Annotated in this window: 17 protein-coding genes; 9 read left to right on the plus strand and 8 right to left on the minus strand. The window is 63.1% G+C overall.

Features of this window, described 5'->3' with window-relative positions:
* Window positions 1-103: 103 nt before the first annotated feature.
* From AC2CGW_RS00925 to AC2CGW_RS00935, 3 genes are read left to right on the plus strand one after another with little or no spacing between them, the layout of a single operon-like run.
* Entirely contained in the window at window positions 104-2,548 is a 2,445-nt protein-coding gene (locus AC2CGW_RS00925) for a heavy metal translocating P-type ATPase (RefSeq protein ID WP_484573385.1), read from the plus strand.
* Window positions 2,549-2,602: 54 nt separating this feature from the next.
* Window positions 2,603-2,824, plus strand: coding sequence for a cbb3-type cytochrome oxidase assembly protein CcoS (ccoS, locus tag AC2CGW_RS00930; protein ID WP_186666356.1), 222 nt, complete (start codon window positions 2,603-2,605; stop codon window positions 2,822-2,824).
* Window positions 2,817-3,500 (plus strand): sulfite exporter TauE/SafE family protein, encoded by a 684-nt coding sequence (locus AC2CGW_RS00935; protein WP_484573386.1) that lies wholly within the window; start codon window positions 2,817-2,819, stop codon window positions 3,498-3,500. Before ccoS ends, AC2CGW_RS00935 begins: the two co-directional genes overlap by 8 nt.
* Window positions 3,501-3,523: 23 nt before the next feature.
* Here the strand turns inward: AC2CGW_RS00935 and AC2CGW_RS00940 are convergent, their stop codons facing one another.
* Complete coding sequence (locus AC2CGW_RS00940; protein WP_186719892.1) at window positions 3,524-4,753, minus strand: ComEC/Rec2 family competence protein; 1,230 nt, start codon at window positions 4,751-4,753, stop codon at window positions 3,524-3,526.
* Between the two features lie 221 nt (window positions 4,754-4,974).
* Between AC2CGW_RS00940 and hemN the strand changes: the two genes are divergently transcribed.
* From hemN to AC2CGW_RS00955, 3 genes are all read left to right on the plus strand, one after another.
* Entirely contained in the window at window positions 4,975-6,357 is a 1,383-nt protein-coding gene (gene hemN / locus AC2CGW_RS00945) for an oxygen-independent coproporphyrinogen III oxidase (RefSeq protein ID WP_484573387.1), read from the plus strand.
* 190 nt (window positions 6,358-6,547) lie between these two features.
* Window positions 6,548-7,282, plus strand: coding sequence for a Crp/Fnr family transcriptional regulator FnrA (gene fnrA, locus AC2CGW_RS00950; RefSeq protein WP_484573388.1), 735 nt, complete (start codon window positions 6,548-6,550; stop codon window positions 7,280-7,282).
* A gap of 53 nt (window positions 7,283-7,335) precedes the next feature.
* Window positions 7,336-7,884: an adenine phosphoribosyltransferase gene (locus AC2CGW_RS00955; protein ID WP_484573389.1), complete on the plus strand. Its 549-nt coding sequence runs from the start codon at window positions 7,336-7,338 to the stop codon at window positions 7,882-7,884.
* Window positions 7,885-7,917: 33 nt separating this feature from the next.
* Here the strand turns inward: AC2CGW_RS00955 and AC2CGW_RS00960 are convergent, their stop codons facing one another.
* The gene (locus AC2CGW_RS00960; protein ID WP_186666363.1) at window positions 7,918-8,847 is read right to left on the minus strand and encodes a class I SAM-dependent methyltransferase; all 930 of its coding nucleotides are present in this window, start codon (window positions 8,845-8,847) and stop codon (window positions 7,918-7,920) included.
* A gap of 41 nt (window positions 8,848-8,888) precedes the next feature.
* Entirely contained in the window at window positions 8,889-9,779 is an 891-nt protein-coding gene (locus AC2CGW_RS00965; protein WP_484573390.1) for a DMT family transporter, read from the minus strand.
* A gap of 132 nt (window positions 9,780-9,911) precedes the next feature.
* Here AC2CGW_RS00965 and AC2CGW_RS00970 point away from each other — a divergent pair, with 132 nt between their 5' ends.
* The 3 genes from AC2CGW_RS00970 to AC2CGW_RS00980 all read left to right on the plus strand — a co-directional run bounded on the left by AC2CGW_RS00970 (window position 9,912) and on the right by AC2CGW_RS00980 (window position 13,063).
* The gene (locus AC2CGW_RS00970) at window positions 9,912-10,349 is read left to right on the plus strand and encodes an Lrp/AsnC family transcriptional regulator (protein WP_063545655.1); all 438 of its coding nucleotides are present in this window, start codon (window positions 9,912-9,914) and stop codon (window positions 10,347-10,349) included.
* 432 nt (window positions 10,350-10,781) lie between these two features.
* Window positions 10,782-12,317 (plus strand): NCS1 family nucleobase:cation symporter-1, encoded by a 1,536-nt coding sequence (locus tag AC2CGW_RS00975; protein ID WP_186666365.1) that lies wholly within the window; start codon window positions 10,782-10,784, stop codon window positions 12,315-12,317.
* 17 nt (window positions 12,318-12,334) lie between these two features.
* On the plus strand, window positions 12,335-13,063 hold the full coding sequence (locus AC2CGW_RS00980; protein ID WP_186710972.1) for an aspartate/glutamate racemase family protein: 729 nt from the start codon (window positions 12,335-12,337) through the stop codon (window positions 13,061-13,063).
* Between the two features lie 79 nt (window positions 13,064-13,142).
* On the opposite strand, the gene AC2CGW_RS00985 is transcribed toward AC2CGW_RS00980, so the two are convergent.
* The 5 genes from AC2CGW_RS00985 to AC2CGW_RS01005 form a co-directional block, all read right to left on the minus strand.
* A complete protein-coding gene (locus AC2CGW_RS00985) occupies window positions 13,143-13,388 on the minus strand; it encodes a hypothetical protein (protein ID WP_186666367.1) in 246 nt (81 codons plus the stop codon).
* Window positions 13,375-13,875 (minus strand): hypothetical protein, encoded by a 501-nt coding sequence (locus AC2CGW_RS00990; protein ID WP_186710971.1) that lies wholly within the window; start codon window positions 13,873-13,875, stop codon window positions 13,375-13,377. Before AC2CGW_RS00990 ends, AC2CGW_RS00985 begins: the two co-directional genes overlap by 14 nt.
* 116 nt (window positions 13,876-13,991) lie before the next feature.
* The gene (locus AC2CGW_RS00995) at window positions 13,992-14,651 is read right to left on the minus strand and encodes a hypothetical protein (RefSeq protein ID WP_054894750.1); all 660 of its coding nucleotides are present in this window, start codon (window positions 14,649-14,651) and stop codon (window positions 13,992-13,994) included.
* A 174-nt stretch (window positions 14,652-14,825) separates the two neighbouring features.
* Complete coding sequence (locus AC2CGW_RS01000; protein ID WP_186666370.1) at window positions 14,826-15,164, minus strand: FKBP-type peptidyl-prolyl cis-trans isomerase; 339 nt, start codon at window positions 15,162-15,164, stop codon at window positions 14,826-14,828.
* A 198-nt stretch (window positions 15,165-15,362) separates the two neighbouring features.
* Window positions 15,363-15,767, minus strand: a complete 405-nt coding sequence (locus tag AC2CGW_RS01005; protein ID WP_186666372.1) for a GFA family protein — start codon at window positions 15,765-15,767, stop codon at window positions 15,363-15,365.
* Between the last annotated feature and the right edge of the window lie 63 nt (window positions 15,768-15,830).

Consider the following 15,830-nt stretch of genomic DNA (forward strand, 5'->3'; position numbering starts at 1 on the left):
ATGGCGGTCGCCCGGACAACAGCATTGCCTGGGCTGACGCTATCGCGGGGCAAGCCCGCTCCCACAGGTTTTGCACTGCTGCCCAAGGTCAGGTATGACGCCAATGACCCAACCCATCCCCTGCTACCACTGCGCCCTGCCCGTCCCCGCCGGCAACCGCTTCAGCGCCGTGGTGCTTGGCCAGCCCCGGCAGTTCTGCTGCCCTGGCTGCCAGGCGGTGGCCGAGGCCATCGTCGCAGGTGGGCTCGAGCACTACTACCAGCACCGCAGCGAGACCAGCGCCAATCCCGAGGCACTGCCACGGCAATTGCAGGACGAACTGGCGTTGTACGACCGCGCCGACGTCCAGCAGAACTTCGTGCAGCACCAGGGCACCCTGGCCGAAACCACCTTGATGATCGAAGGCATCAGTTGCGCCGCCTGCGGCTGGCTGATCGAGAAGCATCTGCGCAATCTCGAAGGCGTTGGCGAGGCGCGCCTGAACCTGTCCAATCACCGTCTGCACGTCAGCTGGAACGACGGGCAACTGCCACTCTCGCGGCTGATCGCCGAACTGCGCGGCATCGGCTACGCCGCCCACCCCTATCAACCCGACCAGGCCGCCGAACAACTGGCCCGGGAAAACCGCACGGCGCTGCGCCGGCTCGGCGTGGCTGGCCTGTTGTGGTTCCAGGCGATGATGGCGACCATGGCCACCTGGCCGGAATTCAACATCGACCTGTCGCCCGAACTGCACACCATCCTGCGCTGGGTCGCGCTGTTCCTGACCACGCCGATCGTGTTCTACAGCTGTGCACCGTTCTTCAAAGGCGCTGCTCGTGACCTGCGTACCCGCCACCTGACGATGGACGTCTCGGTATCGCTGGCCATCGGCCTGGCCTACGGCGCCGGGATCTGGACCGCGATCACCGGCAGCGGCGAGCTGTACTTCGACACCGTGGGCATGTTCGCCCTGTTCCTGCTCACCGGCCGCTATCTGGAGCGGCGCGCCCGCGAGCGCACGGCAGCGGCCACTGCGCAACTGGTCAACCTGCTGCCGGCCTCGTGCCTGCGCCTCGACGCGCAGGGCCGTGCCGAACGTATCCTGCTGGCAGAGCTGGCCTGCGGCGATCGCGTGCAGGTCCTGCCGGGCACCGTGATTCCCGCTGACGGCCGCATCCTCGAAGGCCGCTCGAGCATCGACGAATCGCTGCTCACCGGTGAATACCTGCCCCAGGCCCGACGGGCTGGCGACCGGGTCACCGGCGGCACGCTCAACGTCGAGAGTGCCTTGACCGTAGAGGTCGACGCCCTTGGCCAGGATTCGCGCCTGTCGGCCATCGTGCGCCTGCTCGAGCGCGCGCAATCGGAAAAGCCACGCCTGGCACAGATCGCCGACCGCGCCTCGCAGTGGTTCCTGCTGTTCAGCCTGGCTGCCGCGCTGACCATCGGTCTGTGGTGGTGGCACCTGGATGCCGAGCGCGCATTCTGGATCGTCCTGGCGATGCTGGTCGCGACCTGCCCCTGCGCACTCTCGCTCGCCACTCCGACGGCACTGACCACGGCCACCGGCACCCTGCACAAACTGGGCCTGCTGGTGACCCGCGGCCATGTGCTCGAAGGGTTGAACCAGATCGACACCGTGGTGTTCGACAAGACCGGCACCCTGACCGAAGGACGCCTGGCCCTGCGCAGTATCCGCCCGCTGGGCAGCCTTGCACCCGACCGCTGCCTGGCACTGGCCGCCGCCCTGGAGAACCGCTCGGAACACCCGATCGCGCGTGCTTTCGGGCGCAGTGCCGAACCTGCCGACGATGTCCAGGCCGTACCTGGCCTGGGCCTTGAAGGTCAGGTCGGGCAGCAGCGCCTGCGCATCGGGCAGGCCGCCTTCGTCTGCGCCCTGAGCGGCGCCGAAGTGCCGGCCGTACCCGAGCCACGCGGGCAGTGGCTGCTGCTGGGGAACCGCATGGGCCCCCTGGCCTGGTTCAGCCTTGACGATCGCCTGCGTGACGATGCCAGCGAGTTGCTGGCCGTGTGCAGGGCGCGCGGGTGGCAGACCTTGCTGCTGTCGGGCGACAGTTCACCGATGGTCGCAGAAGTCGCCGCGCAACTGGGCATCGACCAGGCCATCGGCGGCCTGCGCCCGGACGACAAGCTGGCGCGGGTCAAGGCTCTGCAGGCGCAAGGACGCAAGGTGCTGATGCTCGGCGATGGCGTCAACGACGTCCCGGTACTGGCGGCGGCCGACATCAGCATCGCCATGGGCTCGGCCACCGACCTGGCCAAGACCTGCGCTGACGCGGTGCTGCTGTCCAACCGCCTGCAGGCCCTGGCGCAAGCCTTCGAACTCGCGCGCCGGACCCGGCGCAACATCCTCGAGAACCTGCTATGGGCAACGCTGTACAATGGGCTCATGCTGCCCTTCGCCGCGCTGGGCTGGATCACCCCGGTGTGGGCGGCGATCGGCATGTCGGTGAGCTCGCTGATCGTGGTGCTCAATGCCCTGCGCCTGACGCGTATGCCGACAGTGCAGGCGGCCAATGCTGCCCCCAGTCCGGTCATGGCCTGAGCAGGAGTTCGATCGTGCATGACATGGCTTTTGCAGTCTGAAGAGGACACCCCAATGCCCGCCCTCTACGTGATGATCCCCGCGGCCCTGCTGCTCGTCGGCGTGGCGGTATACATCTTCTTCTGGGCCGTGGACAGCGGCCAGTACGACGACCTCGAAGGCCCTGCCCACAGCATCCTGTTCGACGACCAGGATCCGCGCCACCAGGCCGCGGTGAAACCCGAAGCGACCACACCCGAGCAACCCGACGACAAGGATCCCGCCCCGCGTGCCTGAACTGCTCCCCTTGCTCGGTTCTGCCCTGGTGCTCGGCCTGCTCGGCGGCGGCCACTGCCTGGGCATGTGCGGCGGCCTGATGGGTGCCCTGACCCTGGCCATCCCGCCCGAACAACGCGCCCGCCGCCTGCGCCTGCTGATCGCCTACAACCTCGGCCGCGTGCTCAGCTACGCGGCCGCCGGCCTGCTGCTGGGCCTGGCCGGCTGGGCCCTGGCCAGCAGCCCGATGGCGCAGGTGCTGCGTGTGGTGGCGGCCCTGCTATTGATCGCCATGGGTCTGTACCTGGCTGGCTGGTGGAGCGGGCTGACCCGTATCGAGGCCTTGGGCAGGGGCCTGTGGCGGCACATCCAGCCGGTGGCGTCGCGCCTGCTCCCGGTCTCCAGCCTGCCCAGGGCCCTGCTGCTGGGTGCCTTATGGGGCTGGCTGCCCTGCGGGCTGGTCTACAGCACCCTGCTGTGGGCAGCGAGCCAGGGCAATGCGCTGCACAGTACAGCATTGATGCTGGCGTTCGGCGTGGGTACCTGGCCGGTGCTGCTGGCCACGGGCCTGGCCGCCGAACGGGTCAATGCCCTGCTGCGACGGCGTAGCGTACGCCTGGCGGGCGGTGTGATGGTCATGCTGTTCGGCCTGTGGACCCTGCCCGGGCCGCACCAGCACTGGCTGATGGGGCATTGACTGAAGCGGGCGAGCAAGGTTGGTCACAGAAGTGGGTGGCGCAGGATATGAGGGCATCCGGGGTTGTTAACCACTTGATAGCCCGCCAATGTGTGTGCATCAAGGGAAACCTGCCGTGGATGCCGGTACGTTGGATGAGTCCCGGCAGAGAAAAACGCAATCGGACCTGCAGACTTCTGGGCAGTCGGAACCTCCCGTGAGCTTGCGCTATCCCCATGATGAGGAACGACTACCGCGTGGTAGGCCTGATGGGCCAACGCTGCAAGGTCGGCCCCCGAATCACTTTTGATCCGCTCATAGACATAATCACCCGGAACCAATGCATTGCGACCATTGCACTTGGCTTCAGCCACCAACGCGGAGCCATTGTTGTCGGTGTTGGCACGGGACGTTCTGTAGACGCTCAATGCGTTTACCGAATCGAAACGGAAAGTGTGATCGGCCAACGCCTGCAATTTGCCCATCAATTGCTTCGAGCGGCTGATCAGGTTAGTCACACCCATCGGGAAATAGATCACCTTCGCCTGATTCAGCAAATCGAGGTCCCACTCCAGTAAACGCCAGTGGTCAGAATCTGCATGGGAAATGATCACGATCACCTCGTTCTCCCCTAGAGCGGTGCGCAGTTCGTTGATGAACGGCGTGCCATCCTGAAACCGGCGCCGTCGATACACCTCACGCTTGATCGGTGTGCCTGCGCCGGCATCCAGCAGATAACGCTGATCCCCGTAGCTGTATAGCGAGCACATGCCTTGTCCAACATGAAAAGCCGATAGCGTTGCACGGCTAGCACGCACGACCTTGTGTTCTGGATGGCTCGCCTCAAGGAGCGGCAACTTCAGCCCGCCCACGATCTGTACAGTCATCACATTGAAGTAGGAAGCACTGGCTTCGGTGAAGGCAGGATAGGCATAACTGTCGGTGATCTCGGTAGACGGTTCTATTTTGATGTAGAACCAGAAGTCCTCCAGGACGTCGAAGGCCCCGTCTGGCAACGCCCGGTTAGGGATAGGGTTGAACGCTGGGAAGCGCATCGCTTTCGCCAAAACCTTCGAGGAAACATCGAGAATATACGTCTGGCAACCCGACTCCCCAAGAAATGCACTAGAACTGAAGTCACTCGGCGAGATACCCACGAACCTTGCACATCTGCGCCCGGGAGCGTAGTCCTGAATAGCATCTATTTTGTCCAGCTGGGCGTAAAAACCTCCCGGTGGAAGGTCCACAGGCACATTCATTCCATCTACCGACATGCACTACCGCTCCCTGTTACTGTGGTGTAACCGCATCGGCCAAACTGCCTCGACCATCGAAACGACCATTGCGAAATGGCGATACGATATCACCTCCAATTCAGCGAGTTGCCATCACGTTACAGTCCTGCCTCAATCAAGCAGCTTGATACAGGTCAAGCCCCCTTACTACAGATATATCTAGACTCCGGGCACTGCTGCTCTATCCGGGGACTGCCCACATGCTCGACGACCTACGTTGGGACGCCGACCTGATCCGTCGCTACGATCTGGCCGGACCACGCTACACCTCCTATCCGACCGCTGTGCAACTGCATGGCGAAGTGGGCTCGTTCGACCTGCTGCACGCCCTGCGTGAGAGCCGCCGTGCGGTGCGCCCGCTGTCGTTGTACGTGCACGTGCCGTTCTGCGCCAATATCTGCTACTACTGCGCCTGCAACAAGGTCATCACCAAGGACCGCGCCCGCGCCGCCCCCTACCTGCAACGCCTGGAGCAGGAAATCCAGCTGGTCGCCTGCCACCTCGACCCCAAGCAACGCGTCGAACAACTGCATTTCGGCGGCGGCACCCCCACCTTCCTCAGCCATGTGGAACTGCGCCAGCTGATGACCAGCCTGCGCCAGCACTTCAACCTGCTGGACGATGACTCCGGCGACTACGGGATCGAACTCGACCCGCGCGAGGCCGACTGGTCGACCATGGGGCTGCTGCGCGAGCTGGGCTTCAACCGCGTCAGCCTCGGCGTGCAGGACCTCGACCCGGCCGTGCAACGAGCGATCAACCGCCTGCAGAGCCTGGAACAGACTCGCACCCTGGTCGAAGCTGCACGCACCCTGCAGTTCCGCTCGGTGAACCTCGACCTGATCTACGGCCTGCCGCGTCAGACCCCGGAAGGTTTCGCACGCACCGTCGAGGAGGTGATTCGCCTGCAGCCAGACCGCCTGTCGGTGTTCAACTACGCGCACCTGCCCGAACGCTTCATGCCCCAGCGACGCATCGACGCTACCGAGCTGCCGGCCCCGGCCCTCAAGCTGGAGATGCTGCACAACACCATCGAGCAACTCACCGCCGCCGGCTATCGCTATATCGGCATGGACCACTTCGCCCTGCCCGACGATGAACTGGCCATCGCCCAGGAAGAAGGCACCCTGCAGCGCAACTTCCAGGGCTACACCACCCACGGTCATTGCGACCTGGTGGGGCTGGGCGTTTCGGCCATCAGTCAGATCGGTGACCTCTACTGCCAGAACAGCAGCGACCTGAACACCTACCAGGACGCCCTCTCCAGCGCCCAACTGGCGACCCAGCGCGGCCTGTTGTGCAACCAGGATGATCGTGTGCGCAGGGCCGTGATCCAGCAGTTGATTTGCCACTTCGAACTGGATTTCGAGCAGATCGAGCAGGCATTCACCCTGGACTTTCGCGGATATTTCCACGAGGTCTGGCCGCAACTGCAGGCCATGCAGCGAGATGGCCTGATTACGCTGGACACGCGAGGCATCAAGGTCTTGCCGGCCGGCCGCCTGCTGGTGCGCTCAGTATGCATGGTGTTCGATGCCTACCTGGCACTGCAGAATCGCCAGCGATTTTCCCGGGTCATCTAGTCGATTTGCCGGGACGTTACACCGCATGGACAGCTCGCCTTTGTCAGGCACACCATGGATGGTCGAAGGCATCCGCGCCCACCTGCGCGGATCGCCGCCGAGCCGCACCAAAAAAGTGCAGGCTGGCCTCTAATCCAGCTGTAGGTTACCCTTACAGCTTATGTGTGCTTTATCACAAGGATCGAAAGAAATGTCCGAGCCAGTCAAACTGCGCCCCCACAGCCAGGCCCATTGCAAGGATTGCAGCCTGGCCCCCCTGTGCCTGCCCCTGTCGCTCAATCTTGAAGACATGGACGCACTGGATGAAATCGTCAAACGCGGCCGGCCACTTAAGAAGGGCGAGTTCCTGTTCCGCCAGGGTGACAATTTCGGCTCGGTCTACGCTGTACGCTCCGGCGCCCTCAAGACCTTCAGCCTCAGCGATGCGGGCGAAGAACAGATCACCGGCTTCCACCTGCCCAGCGAACTGGTCGGGCTTTCGGGCATGGACACCGAAGCCTATCCGGTGTCGGCCCAGGCCCAGGAAACCACCTCGGCCTGCGAAATCCCCTTCGAACGCCTCGACGAGCTCTCCGTGCAACTGCCACAACTGCGCCGCCAACTGATGCGGGTGATGAGCCGCGAGATCCGTGACGACCAGCAGATGATGCTGCTGTTGTCGAAAAAGACCGCCGACGAACGCATCGCCACCTTTCTGGTCAACCTCTCGGCACGCTTCCGCGCTCGTGGCTACTCGGCCAACCAGTTCCGCCTGAGCATGTCGCGCAACGAAATCGGCAACTATCTGGGCCTGGCGGTGGAAACCGTGTCGCGCGTGTTCACCCGCTTCCAGCAGAACGGCCTGCTCAAGGCCGAAGGCAAGGAAGTGCACATCCTCGACCCGATCCAGCTGTGCGCGCTGGCCGGTGGTGCGATGGAGGTCTGATCGCTGCCACGGCAGGGTATACTGGCGCGACGTTTTTCCAGGATACCCGCCCCATGCACAGCGACACCTTCGACCTCAAAGCCCTGATCCGCCCGGTAGTGGACTTTCCCAAGCCGGGTGTGATCTTTCGTGACATCACCCCGCTGTTCCAGTCGCCACGCGGACTGCGCTATGTCGCCGACCAGTTCATCGAGCGCTATGTCGAAGCCGAGTTCAGCCACATCGGGGCCATGGACGCACGCGGTTTCCTCATCGGTTCGATCATCGCCCACCAGTTGAACAAGCCACTGATCCTGTTCCGCAAGCAGGGCAAACTGCCAGCCAACGTGCTGTCGGAGCCCTATCAAACCGAATACGGCGAAGCCTTCCTGGAAGTGCACGCCGACAGCCTATGCGATGGCGATTCGGTGCTGATCTTCGATGACCTGATCGCTACCGGCGGCACCCTGCTGGCGGCCGCCAACCTGGTGCGACGTACCGGGGCCAAGGTGTTCGAGGCCGCAGCGATCATCGACCTGCCCGAACTCGAAGGCTCGCGCCGCCTGCAAGCTGCCGGCGTTCCAGCCTTCTGCCTGACCGAGTTTTCGCTGTCCGAATACTGATCGCCATCGGGCCGAACCCGACCCCCCTCGGGTTCAGCCCAGCTGGCGGAACACCAGCGCCTTCAACCCGCCCTGCGGGTCCGCATCGGGAAACTCCGGCGGGTTCTCCAGGCGCTCGACAAAGACCAGCTGCGGCGCCTGCTGCGCCATGCCGTCGATGAGAAACTCCGGGCCGATCGCCGGATCGTTCACGCAAGCCAGCACCGTCCCGCCTTCACTCAACAGCTCAGGTAGACGACGCAGGATCTTGGCGTAGTCCTGGGTGAGCACGAAGCTGCCACGCTGGAAGGTCGGCGGGTCGATGATGATCAGGTCGTACGGGCCGTACTTGCGCACCTTGCCCCATGACTTGAACAACTCGTGCCCGAGATAAGCGACACATGAAGCATCGTGGCCATTGAGGCGATGGTTCTCACGCCCACGCGACAACGCCGACTTGGCCATGTCCAGGTTCACCACCTGCTGCGCGCCACCGGCAATGGCTGCCACGGAGAATCCGCAGGTATAGGCGAACAGGTTCAGCACCCGCTTGCCCGCCGCCTGCTCACGCACCCAGCGGCGGCCGTAGCGCATGTCCAGGAACAGGCCGTTGTTCTGCCGCACCCCCAGGTCCAGCAGGTACTTCAAGCCGTCCTCGATCACCTCGCGCTGCTGGCAGGGCTCGCCGAGCAGCCACTGGCCCGGGCTGTCGGGCAGGTAGCGATGCTGCAGCAGGATCGCCTGGCCGCTCCATTGCGGGCGCTCGGCGAAGGCGCGCAGCATCGCCTCGAGCTCGGCCAACTGGCCTTCGGGCGGCTCGCGGAACAGCGCGACCAGCAGCACCCCGTCGAGCCAGTCGACGGTGATCTGCTCCAGGCCCGGCCAGCAGCGGCCACGGCCGTGGAACAAACGACGGGTTTCGACAGGCGCGGGGTCGAGGGCGGTGAGCAGGTGCTGCTCCAGGGTGTGAATCGGGGAGGTCATGGCGGGCCGCATAGCGAAAAACCGTCATTCTACCTGCTTTGTCAGGCCGGGGCCGCCCTGCGCGACCTGAACCACCACCCCTGCTGCATCCCTGCCGCCGCCAGCAGGATCAACGCCACGCCCAACCACTGCAGCGGCGCCAAGCGATGACCGAACGCCACCCAGTCCACCAGGATCGCGGCGATCGGGTAGATGAACGACAGGGCGCCGGTCAGCGCCGTGGGCAGGCGTTGGATGGCGCTGTACAGCAGCACGTACATCAACCCGGTATGCACCACCCCCAGTGTCACCAGGCTACCCAGCGCGGCAGGCGCTGCCGGCAGACCGCCGAACCCGATCCAGGGCGCCAGCAGCAGTGCCCCGGTGCTTACCTGGATCAAGGCAATCAGGTGCGGCGGTGTCCCGCTCAAGCGCTTGATGATCAAAGCCGCCAGGGCGTAGAGCAACGCCGCCCCCAATGCCAACCCAATGCCCAGCAGGTACTCATCGCCGCCCTGCCCTTGCCCGTGAGCGCTGACGATCGCCAGCATGCCGACAAAGGCCAGCCCCAGCCAGGTCAGATTGGCTGCGGTGATCCGCTCACCGAGAAACACCGCCGCCAGGCCCACCAGCATGAACGGCTGGACGTTGTACACGGCGGTGCCGATAGCGATCGAGGCCCGTGAATAGGAGGCGAACAGCAGTAACCAGTTGCCAACGATGGCGACCCCGCTGAGCACCGCCAGCAGAAAAGTGGTGCGGGTCAGGATGCCGGGCTTGAGAAAGCCCATGAACGCGCAGATCAGCAGCAAGGTGCCAGCGCCCAGGACACAACGCCAGAACACCACATCCAGCACCGGCTGCCCGGACACCAGCACGAACCAGCCGATGGTGCCGGATATCAGCATGGCGGCAACCATTTCCAGTGAGCCGCGACGAATCGAACTGTCCATCTGATGCCTCCTGTCGAAGATGGCAACAGTATGCTGGCGCGGATATTGGCACTCCAGCGGATAAACAAGGCCAGAATCACCAATCGCCTTTACTATCAAGGCAGTTTTGCACTTTTACCTCACGAGGCAAGTATGACCGACGATATCGACCAACTGCTGATCAATGCCCTGATGGAGGATTCGCGCCGCTCGCTCAAGGCCCTGGCGCAAATCAGCGGCCTCTCCGCCCCCAGCGTCAGCGAGCGGCTGCGCCGCCTGGAAGAACGCGGCGTGCTGCGCGGCTACACCGTGGAAATCGACCCACGCTGTTTCGGTTACCAGTTACAGGCCATTGTGCGAATCCGGCCGCTGCCGGGGCAATTGCAGGAAGTCGAGCGGCAGATCGTTGCCATTCCCGAGTTCACCGAATGCGACAAGGTTACCGGCGAGGACTGCTTCATCGCCCGCCTGCATGTGCGCTCGATGGAACAGCTGGACACCCTTCTTGACCGGCTCAACACCCTCGCCGAGACCAACACCGCGATCATCAAGAAGACACCGGTCAAGCGGCGCCTGCCGCCGATGGCATGACCCAAGACTTGTACACAAGAATGTCACCTAGAGTGCCATTTTTGTGTGCACTGGTTACGGACATGCCCCAACACGTTACACCGGAAAGCCGATAAAAATTGACTCTAAAATCAACTAATAATTGAATGCAAAATAAATACTGATCAAATGGTCAACTTATAGTTCTTTATTTTCATAACGTTAGAAAACAAAAGGAGAAAGTCAAAGTAATAGCAACTCAGAAACTGTGCCCTCTCTGGCATGGAACTGGCTTGAGTGAACTTGTGTTTTGTATACAACTTGAACAAAACATAAATACACAAGAACACGCAGCGCCTGCCCCGCAGGCCGCTAGCGCCCAGAACCCAGTGATGCCAATGCTGCACAGACGAGAAGGCGAGCCCGTGCGCAAGCCCGCCTCATCGCAGTCCTAGCGCATCAGGAGCCGCCGGAATGAGTAGCAGTCTCGACCTTGCCCCTGAACTTTCCGTTGCCAGCACCAGCCCCACCGCCACCACGCTGGAAAATCCCGCCGGGCCGTACGAGCTGAGCCCACGTCTGCACAACCGGGACCTGGCGCCCACCCGCATCGAGGGCCGCCGCTGGGGTGGCTACAGCATCTTCGCGCTGTGGACCAACGACGTGCACAACATCGCCAATTATTCCTTCGCCATGGGGCTGTTCGCTCTGGGCCTTGGCGGCTGGCAGATTCTCGTCTCCCTGGCGATCGGTGCTGTGCTGGTGTACTTCTTCATGAACCTCTCCGGCTACATGGGCCAGAAGACCGGCGTGCCGTTCCCGGTCATGAGCCGCATCGCCTTTGGTATCCATGGCGCACAGATTCCTGCGCTGATCCGCGCGGTGATCGCCATCGCCTGGTTCGGCATCCAGACCTACCTGGCCTCGGTGGTGCTACGCGTGCTGCTCACCGCCGTGTGGCCACAGGTTGCCGCCTATGACCACGACAGTATTCTCGGGCTATCGAGCCTGGGTTGGGTGTGCTTCGTGGCAATCTGGATCGTGCAACTGGTGATCCTCGCCTACGGCATGGAGATGGTGCGCCGCTACGAAGGTTTCGCCGGGCCGGTGATCCTGCTGACCGTGGCGAGCCTCGCCGCCTGGATGTTCTTCAAGAACGATGCGCGCATCGCCTGGTCGGTGGCCGATCCACTGACCGGCTACGAGATGTGGCGCAACATCTTTGCCGGCGGCGCGCTGTGGCTGGCAATCTACGGCACCCTGGTGCTCAACTTCTGCGATTTCGCCCGTTCCTCGCCGTGCCGGCGGACCATCCGCGTCGGCAACTTCTGGGGCCTGCCGGTGAACATCCTGGTATTTGCGGTGATCACTGTGGTGCTGTGTGGCGCACAGTTCCAGATCAACGGCCAGGTAATCGACAGCCCGACGCAGATCGTCGCCACCATCCCCAACACACTGTTCCTGGTGCTGGGTTGCCTGGCCTTCCTGATCGTCACCGTCGCGGTGAACATCATGGCCAACTTCGTCGCCCCGGCCTTCGTGCTCAGCAACCTGGCGCCACGCCACCTTAACTTCCGTCGTGCCGGGCTGATCAGCGCCACCGTGGCGGTGCTGATCCTGCCATGGAACCTGTACAACAGCCCGCTGGTGATCGTGTACTTCCTGTCTGGCCTGGGCGCCCTGCTCGGCCCGCTGTACGGGGTGATCATGTCCGACTACTGGCTGCTGCGCAAAGGCCGGATCAACGTGCCGGAGCTGTACAGCGAGAACCCGGCCGGTGCCTATCACTACTCCCGCGGCGTCAACCTGCGCGCGGTCGCGGCCTTCATTCCATCGGCCCTGCTGGCCATCGTCCTGGCACTGGTACCGCACTTCCACAGTGTCGCGCCGTTCTCCTGGCTGATCGGCGCAGGGACCGCGGCCGCACTCTACCTGCTCATCGCGCCGCGCAATCGCCAATACCTCGACGTCAGCGGCGAAGCCATCGCCGTCGACCACAGCAGCCATTGATCAAGGGACATTCGTTCATGCGTATTCTGATCGCCAACGTCAACACCACCGAAGCCATCACCGAGGCCATCGCCGAACAGGCACGCAGCGTTGCAGCGCCTGGTACCGAGATCGTCGGGCTGACGCCCTGGTTCGGCGCGGAGTCGGTGGAGGGGAACTTCGAGAGCTATCTGGCCGCCATCGCCGTGATGGATCGGGTGCTGGCCTACGACCAGCCCTACGACGCCGTGATCCAGGCCGGCTATGGCGAGCATGGCCGCGAAGGTTTGCAGGAGCTGCTCAATGTACCGGTGGTGGACATCACCGATGCCGCCGCCAGCACCGCGATGTACCTGGGCCATGCCTATTCGGTGGTCACCACGCTGGACCGCACCGTGCCGCTGATCGAGGATCGCCTGAAGCTGTCAGGGCTGTATGACCGCTGCGCCTCGGTACGGGCCAGCGGCCTGGCGGTGCTGGAACTGGAAGCTGATCCGCAGCGCGCCGTGGAGGCCATCGTCGAACAGGCCGAGCGCGCCGTGCGTGACGACAAGGCCGAGGTGATCTGCCTGGGCTGCGGCGGCATGGCCGGGCTTGACGAGCAGATTCGCCAGCGTACCGGCGTGCCGGTGGTCGATGGCGTGAGTGCGGCGGTGACCATCGCCGAATCGCTGGTGCGACTGGGGTTGAGCACGTCGAAGGTGCGCACCTATGCGACGCCACGGGTGAAGAAGGTGGTGGGCTGGCCGATGCGGCTGGGGCGATAAATTCAGCTCGAGGCCGCCGTATCGTCATCCTGAAGGCGCGGCGGCCTTGTCACAAGCTGACCCACTCTCCCAGTGATGCTTACGACTTGTCGACATGCCGGTTGCTGCGCAGCATGAGAAAAATGCCGATAGATACAGCGGTTGACTTCCACATGATTATTTCGTGACCAAAAACTCTCCACATTTCGGTCCAGAAAAAGCTGGCCAAGCCACCCGCTAGAAGGGCCAGCCCTACCCATCCGCGCCAGGGTGATACGGTCCAGCGATCCAGGGTCCACCAGATGATCATGATCAAAATCGGCTGCAGCAGATCATCGAACGACATGTTCAACCCCAGCTTTCAGTAACAGGGAAGTAGAACTGCGTTGCGGACCAATACCGCCCTGGACCTTGGCCTCGACTGATACCAAGACATCCCCCGCGTGAAACGTTGGCAGACGGTCGGAGACAAAAGCGAATGTGCCCATCTTTGCCGCACCAACTACCAACGCCGGGGCGAACGTCCCGGTGACTGCAGCCCCCCCTGCCGACACCAGAGCAGCGACTGTCCAGCGCTGTGAGTTCAGAGCATCCCCCTGCTCGCGCGTCAACGGCAATGAAACCGCCACCGCCATCACACAGGGCAACTGCCCGGCCTGCATCCGTTCGTACACCTCCTTCACCTTGCCGACCACGCGATATTGATGTCGGCCCGTTGTCGGAATATGCAGCGTATTGAGCCAGCAGCAGTTATCGGCCCTGACAGTGAACTCGATGACATCGAAGGTCACGCCGCGATGACCGATAAACCGATAAGCTCGATCGATTTCCATGCAACCTCGCACTCCCCACGCCCGAAATCGGATTTCCGGAAACCCGTGGACAGTGCCTTGTCGTCATCTGGAAATAAGTCAGCCCGGATACCGCGAGCGAGTCAAAAACATCTGAATCAAGTCGGGCAAACTTCGGATCCGCCATCGAGCTCCTGGCGTACGTTGCGACTGAGCATCGTGGCCTTACCGTCATGCCAGGTCAGGGTGATCACATAGAGGGTGTCGAAGTCGTCGCCGTCCCAGTCCGAGGTGATGACGCGCTTCTCGCCCAGGGCCTTCCCGGCCACGGCGTTGATCAGGTCTGGCAGGTAGCCGTGGGACCACGCGGTGTAGACCGTGGCGTTGCGGTACTTGGCGCGTAGCAGTTCTTCGGCGAGGTCGTCATAGTCGTTGGCGCCGAAGTCGATATTGACCGGCAACCCGAGGCGGATGGCGCTGGGGCTGATGGTCATGAGCGGGCGGATGTAGCTGTAGCGTTTATCCTCGCTGCCCTCCTCGACATGTCGGCCGGGGTCGGCGGCGAACACGTAATCGGCAGCGCCGAATCGCTCAGGCAGCAACGTGGCCAGGTCGATGGCGCGGTTGAGGCCCTGGCAGTTCAGTTGCCCCAGCCCCTCGCCGGGCTTCTCGGCATGGCGCAGGAACACCAGTGTCTGGGTTCCGTCACCGTGCTGGTCGCGGCTTTGCACCACATCGAGGGTCAGCGGTATCAGCACCGCAGCGAGGGTGAGACCGAGAAACAGGTGACGGCGTCGCAGGTATTGCATCCACTTCATGGCAGGGCTCGTTCGGCTAAGGACGGGGAGCATCCTTGCCTGTGCACCATCCTTGCCGGCGGCGGTGCAAGGCACCGGCCGCCTGATGGGCTCTTCCATGCTGGCCCTCCCTGGCAGCAGCCATGTTGGACCATCGATGTTGCCGAATTACGTCACCCTCGCAACAACTGGACATCAATCATCCCGCGTCAGCACCTCAAGCAGCTCGATCTCGAAGGTCAGGTCCGAGTTCGGCGGAATGCTGCCCACGGAGCGCTCGCCATAGCCCAGGTGCGCAGGTACTTGCAGCCTGCGCTTGCCGCCCACGCGCATGCCCATCAGCCCCTGGTCCCAGCCCTTGATCACCCGGCCGGTGCCGATCACGCACTGGAACGGCTTGCCGCGCGACCAGGACGAGTCGAACTCGCTGCCGTCGGCCAGCCAGCCGGTGTACTGGGTGGTGATCAGGGCGCCTTTGACCACGGCCTTGCCCTCGCCTTCCTGGATCTCGGTGATGTGCAGTTCCTGAGTCACGGTCATTTCCTTGCGGCAGATTTCGAGGCCGCCCTTTTCTCAGGAATGCAAAGGTTTGGCAAGTCCGGGAGTGACGTCGTGCTGGCACATCGACCACCGGACGCCACCGATCACCTTCACGATGGCTGCCGTCTCCAGCCAGGTAGGGGCAGTCCGGCATAAAGTCCCACGGCTTCGCCGAGTTGTTGCGACACAGGCTTAGCTGAACAGCTGCATGACCTGCTCGCCGGTGAGGTCTTGGGTCTCATTGGAGAAGCAATACCAGCTCGGACGCTGTTCAACGTAGATCTGCATCGTGAACTGCCAGTCATCGCCTTTGAGCAGGCCGACCGGCAAGGCGTACTCATTCTTGTCGATCAGCCGGTAATAGAGGTGGGTGCCACACTGCCCGCAAAAGCCCCGCTCGGCCCATTCCGAGGAACGGTAGACACTGGGATCAGCACCTTCGAAACGGGGCGGCTGGGAGCAGTGCACCGCGAGCATCGGGCCTCCGGCCCAGGTGCGGCACATGCTGCAGTGGCAAGCGTTGACTTCGAGGTTGTCGACCGTGGCGGTCAGGCGGATGGCGCCGCAGAGGCAGGCGCCGTGCTTGGTGTGAGACATGGGGGGGCTCCTGACGGGTGGGGAAGCTGCAAAGTATAGCGGTGCAGCTACAGACCTCTTGGC

This window comes from Pseudomonas sp. SYWMCR5, from assembly GCF_057197165.1.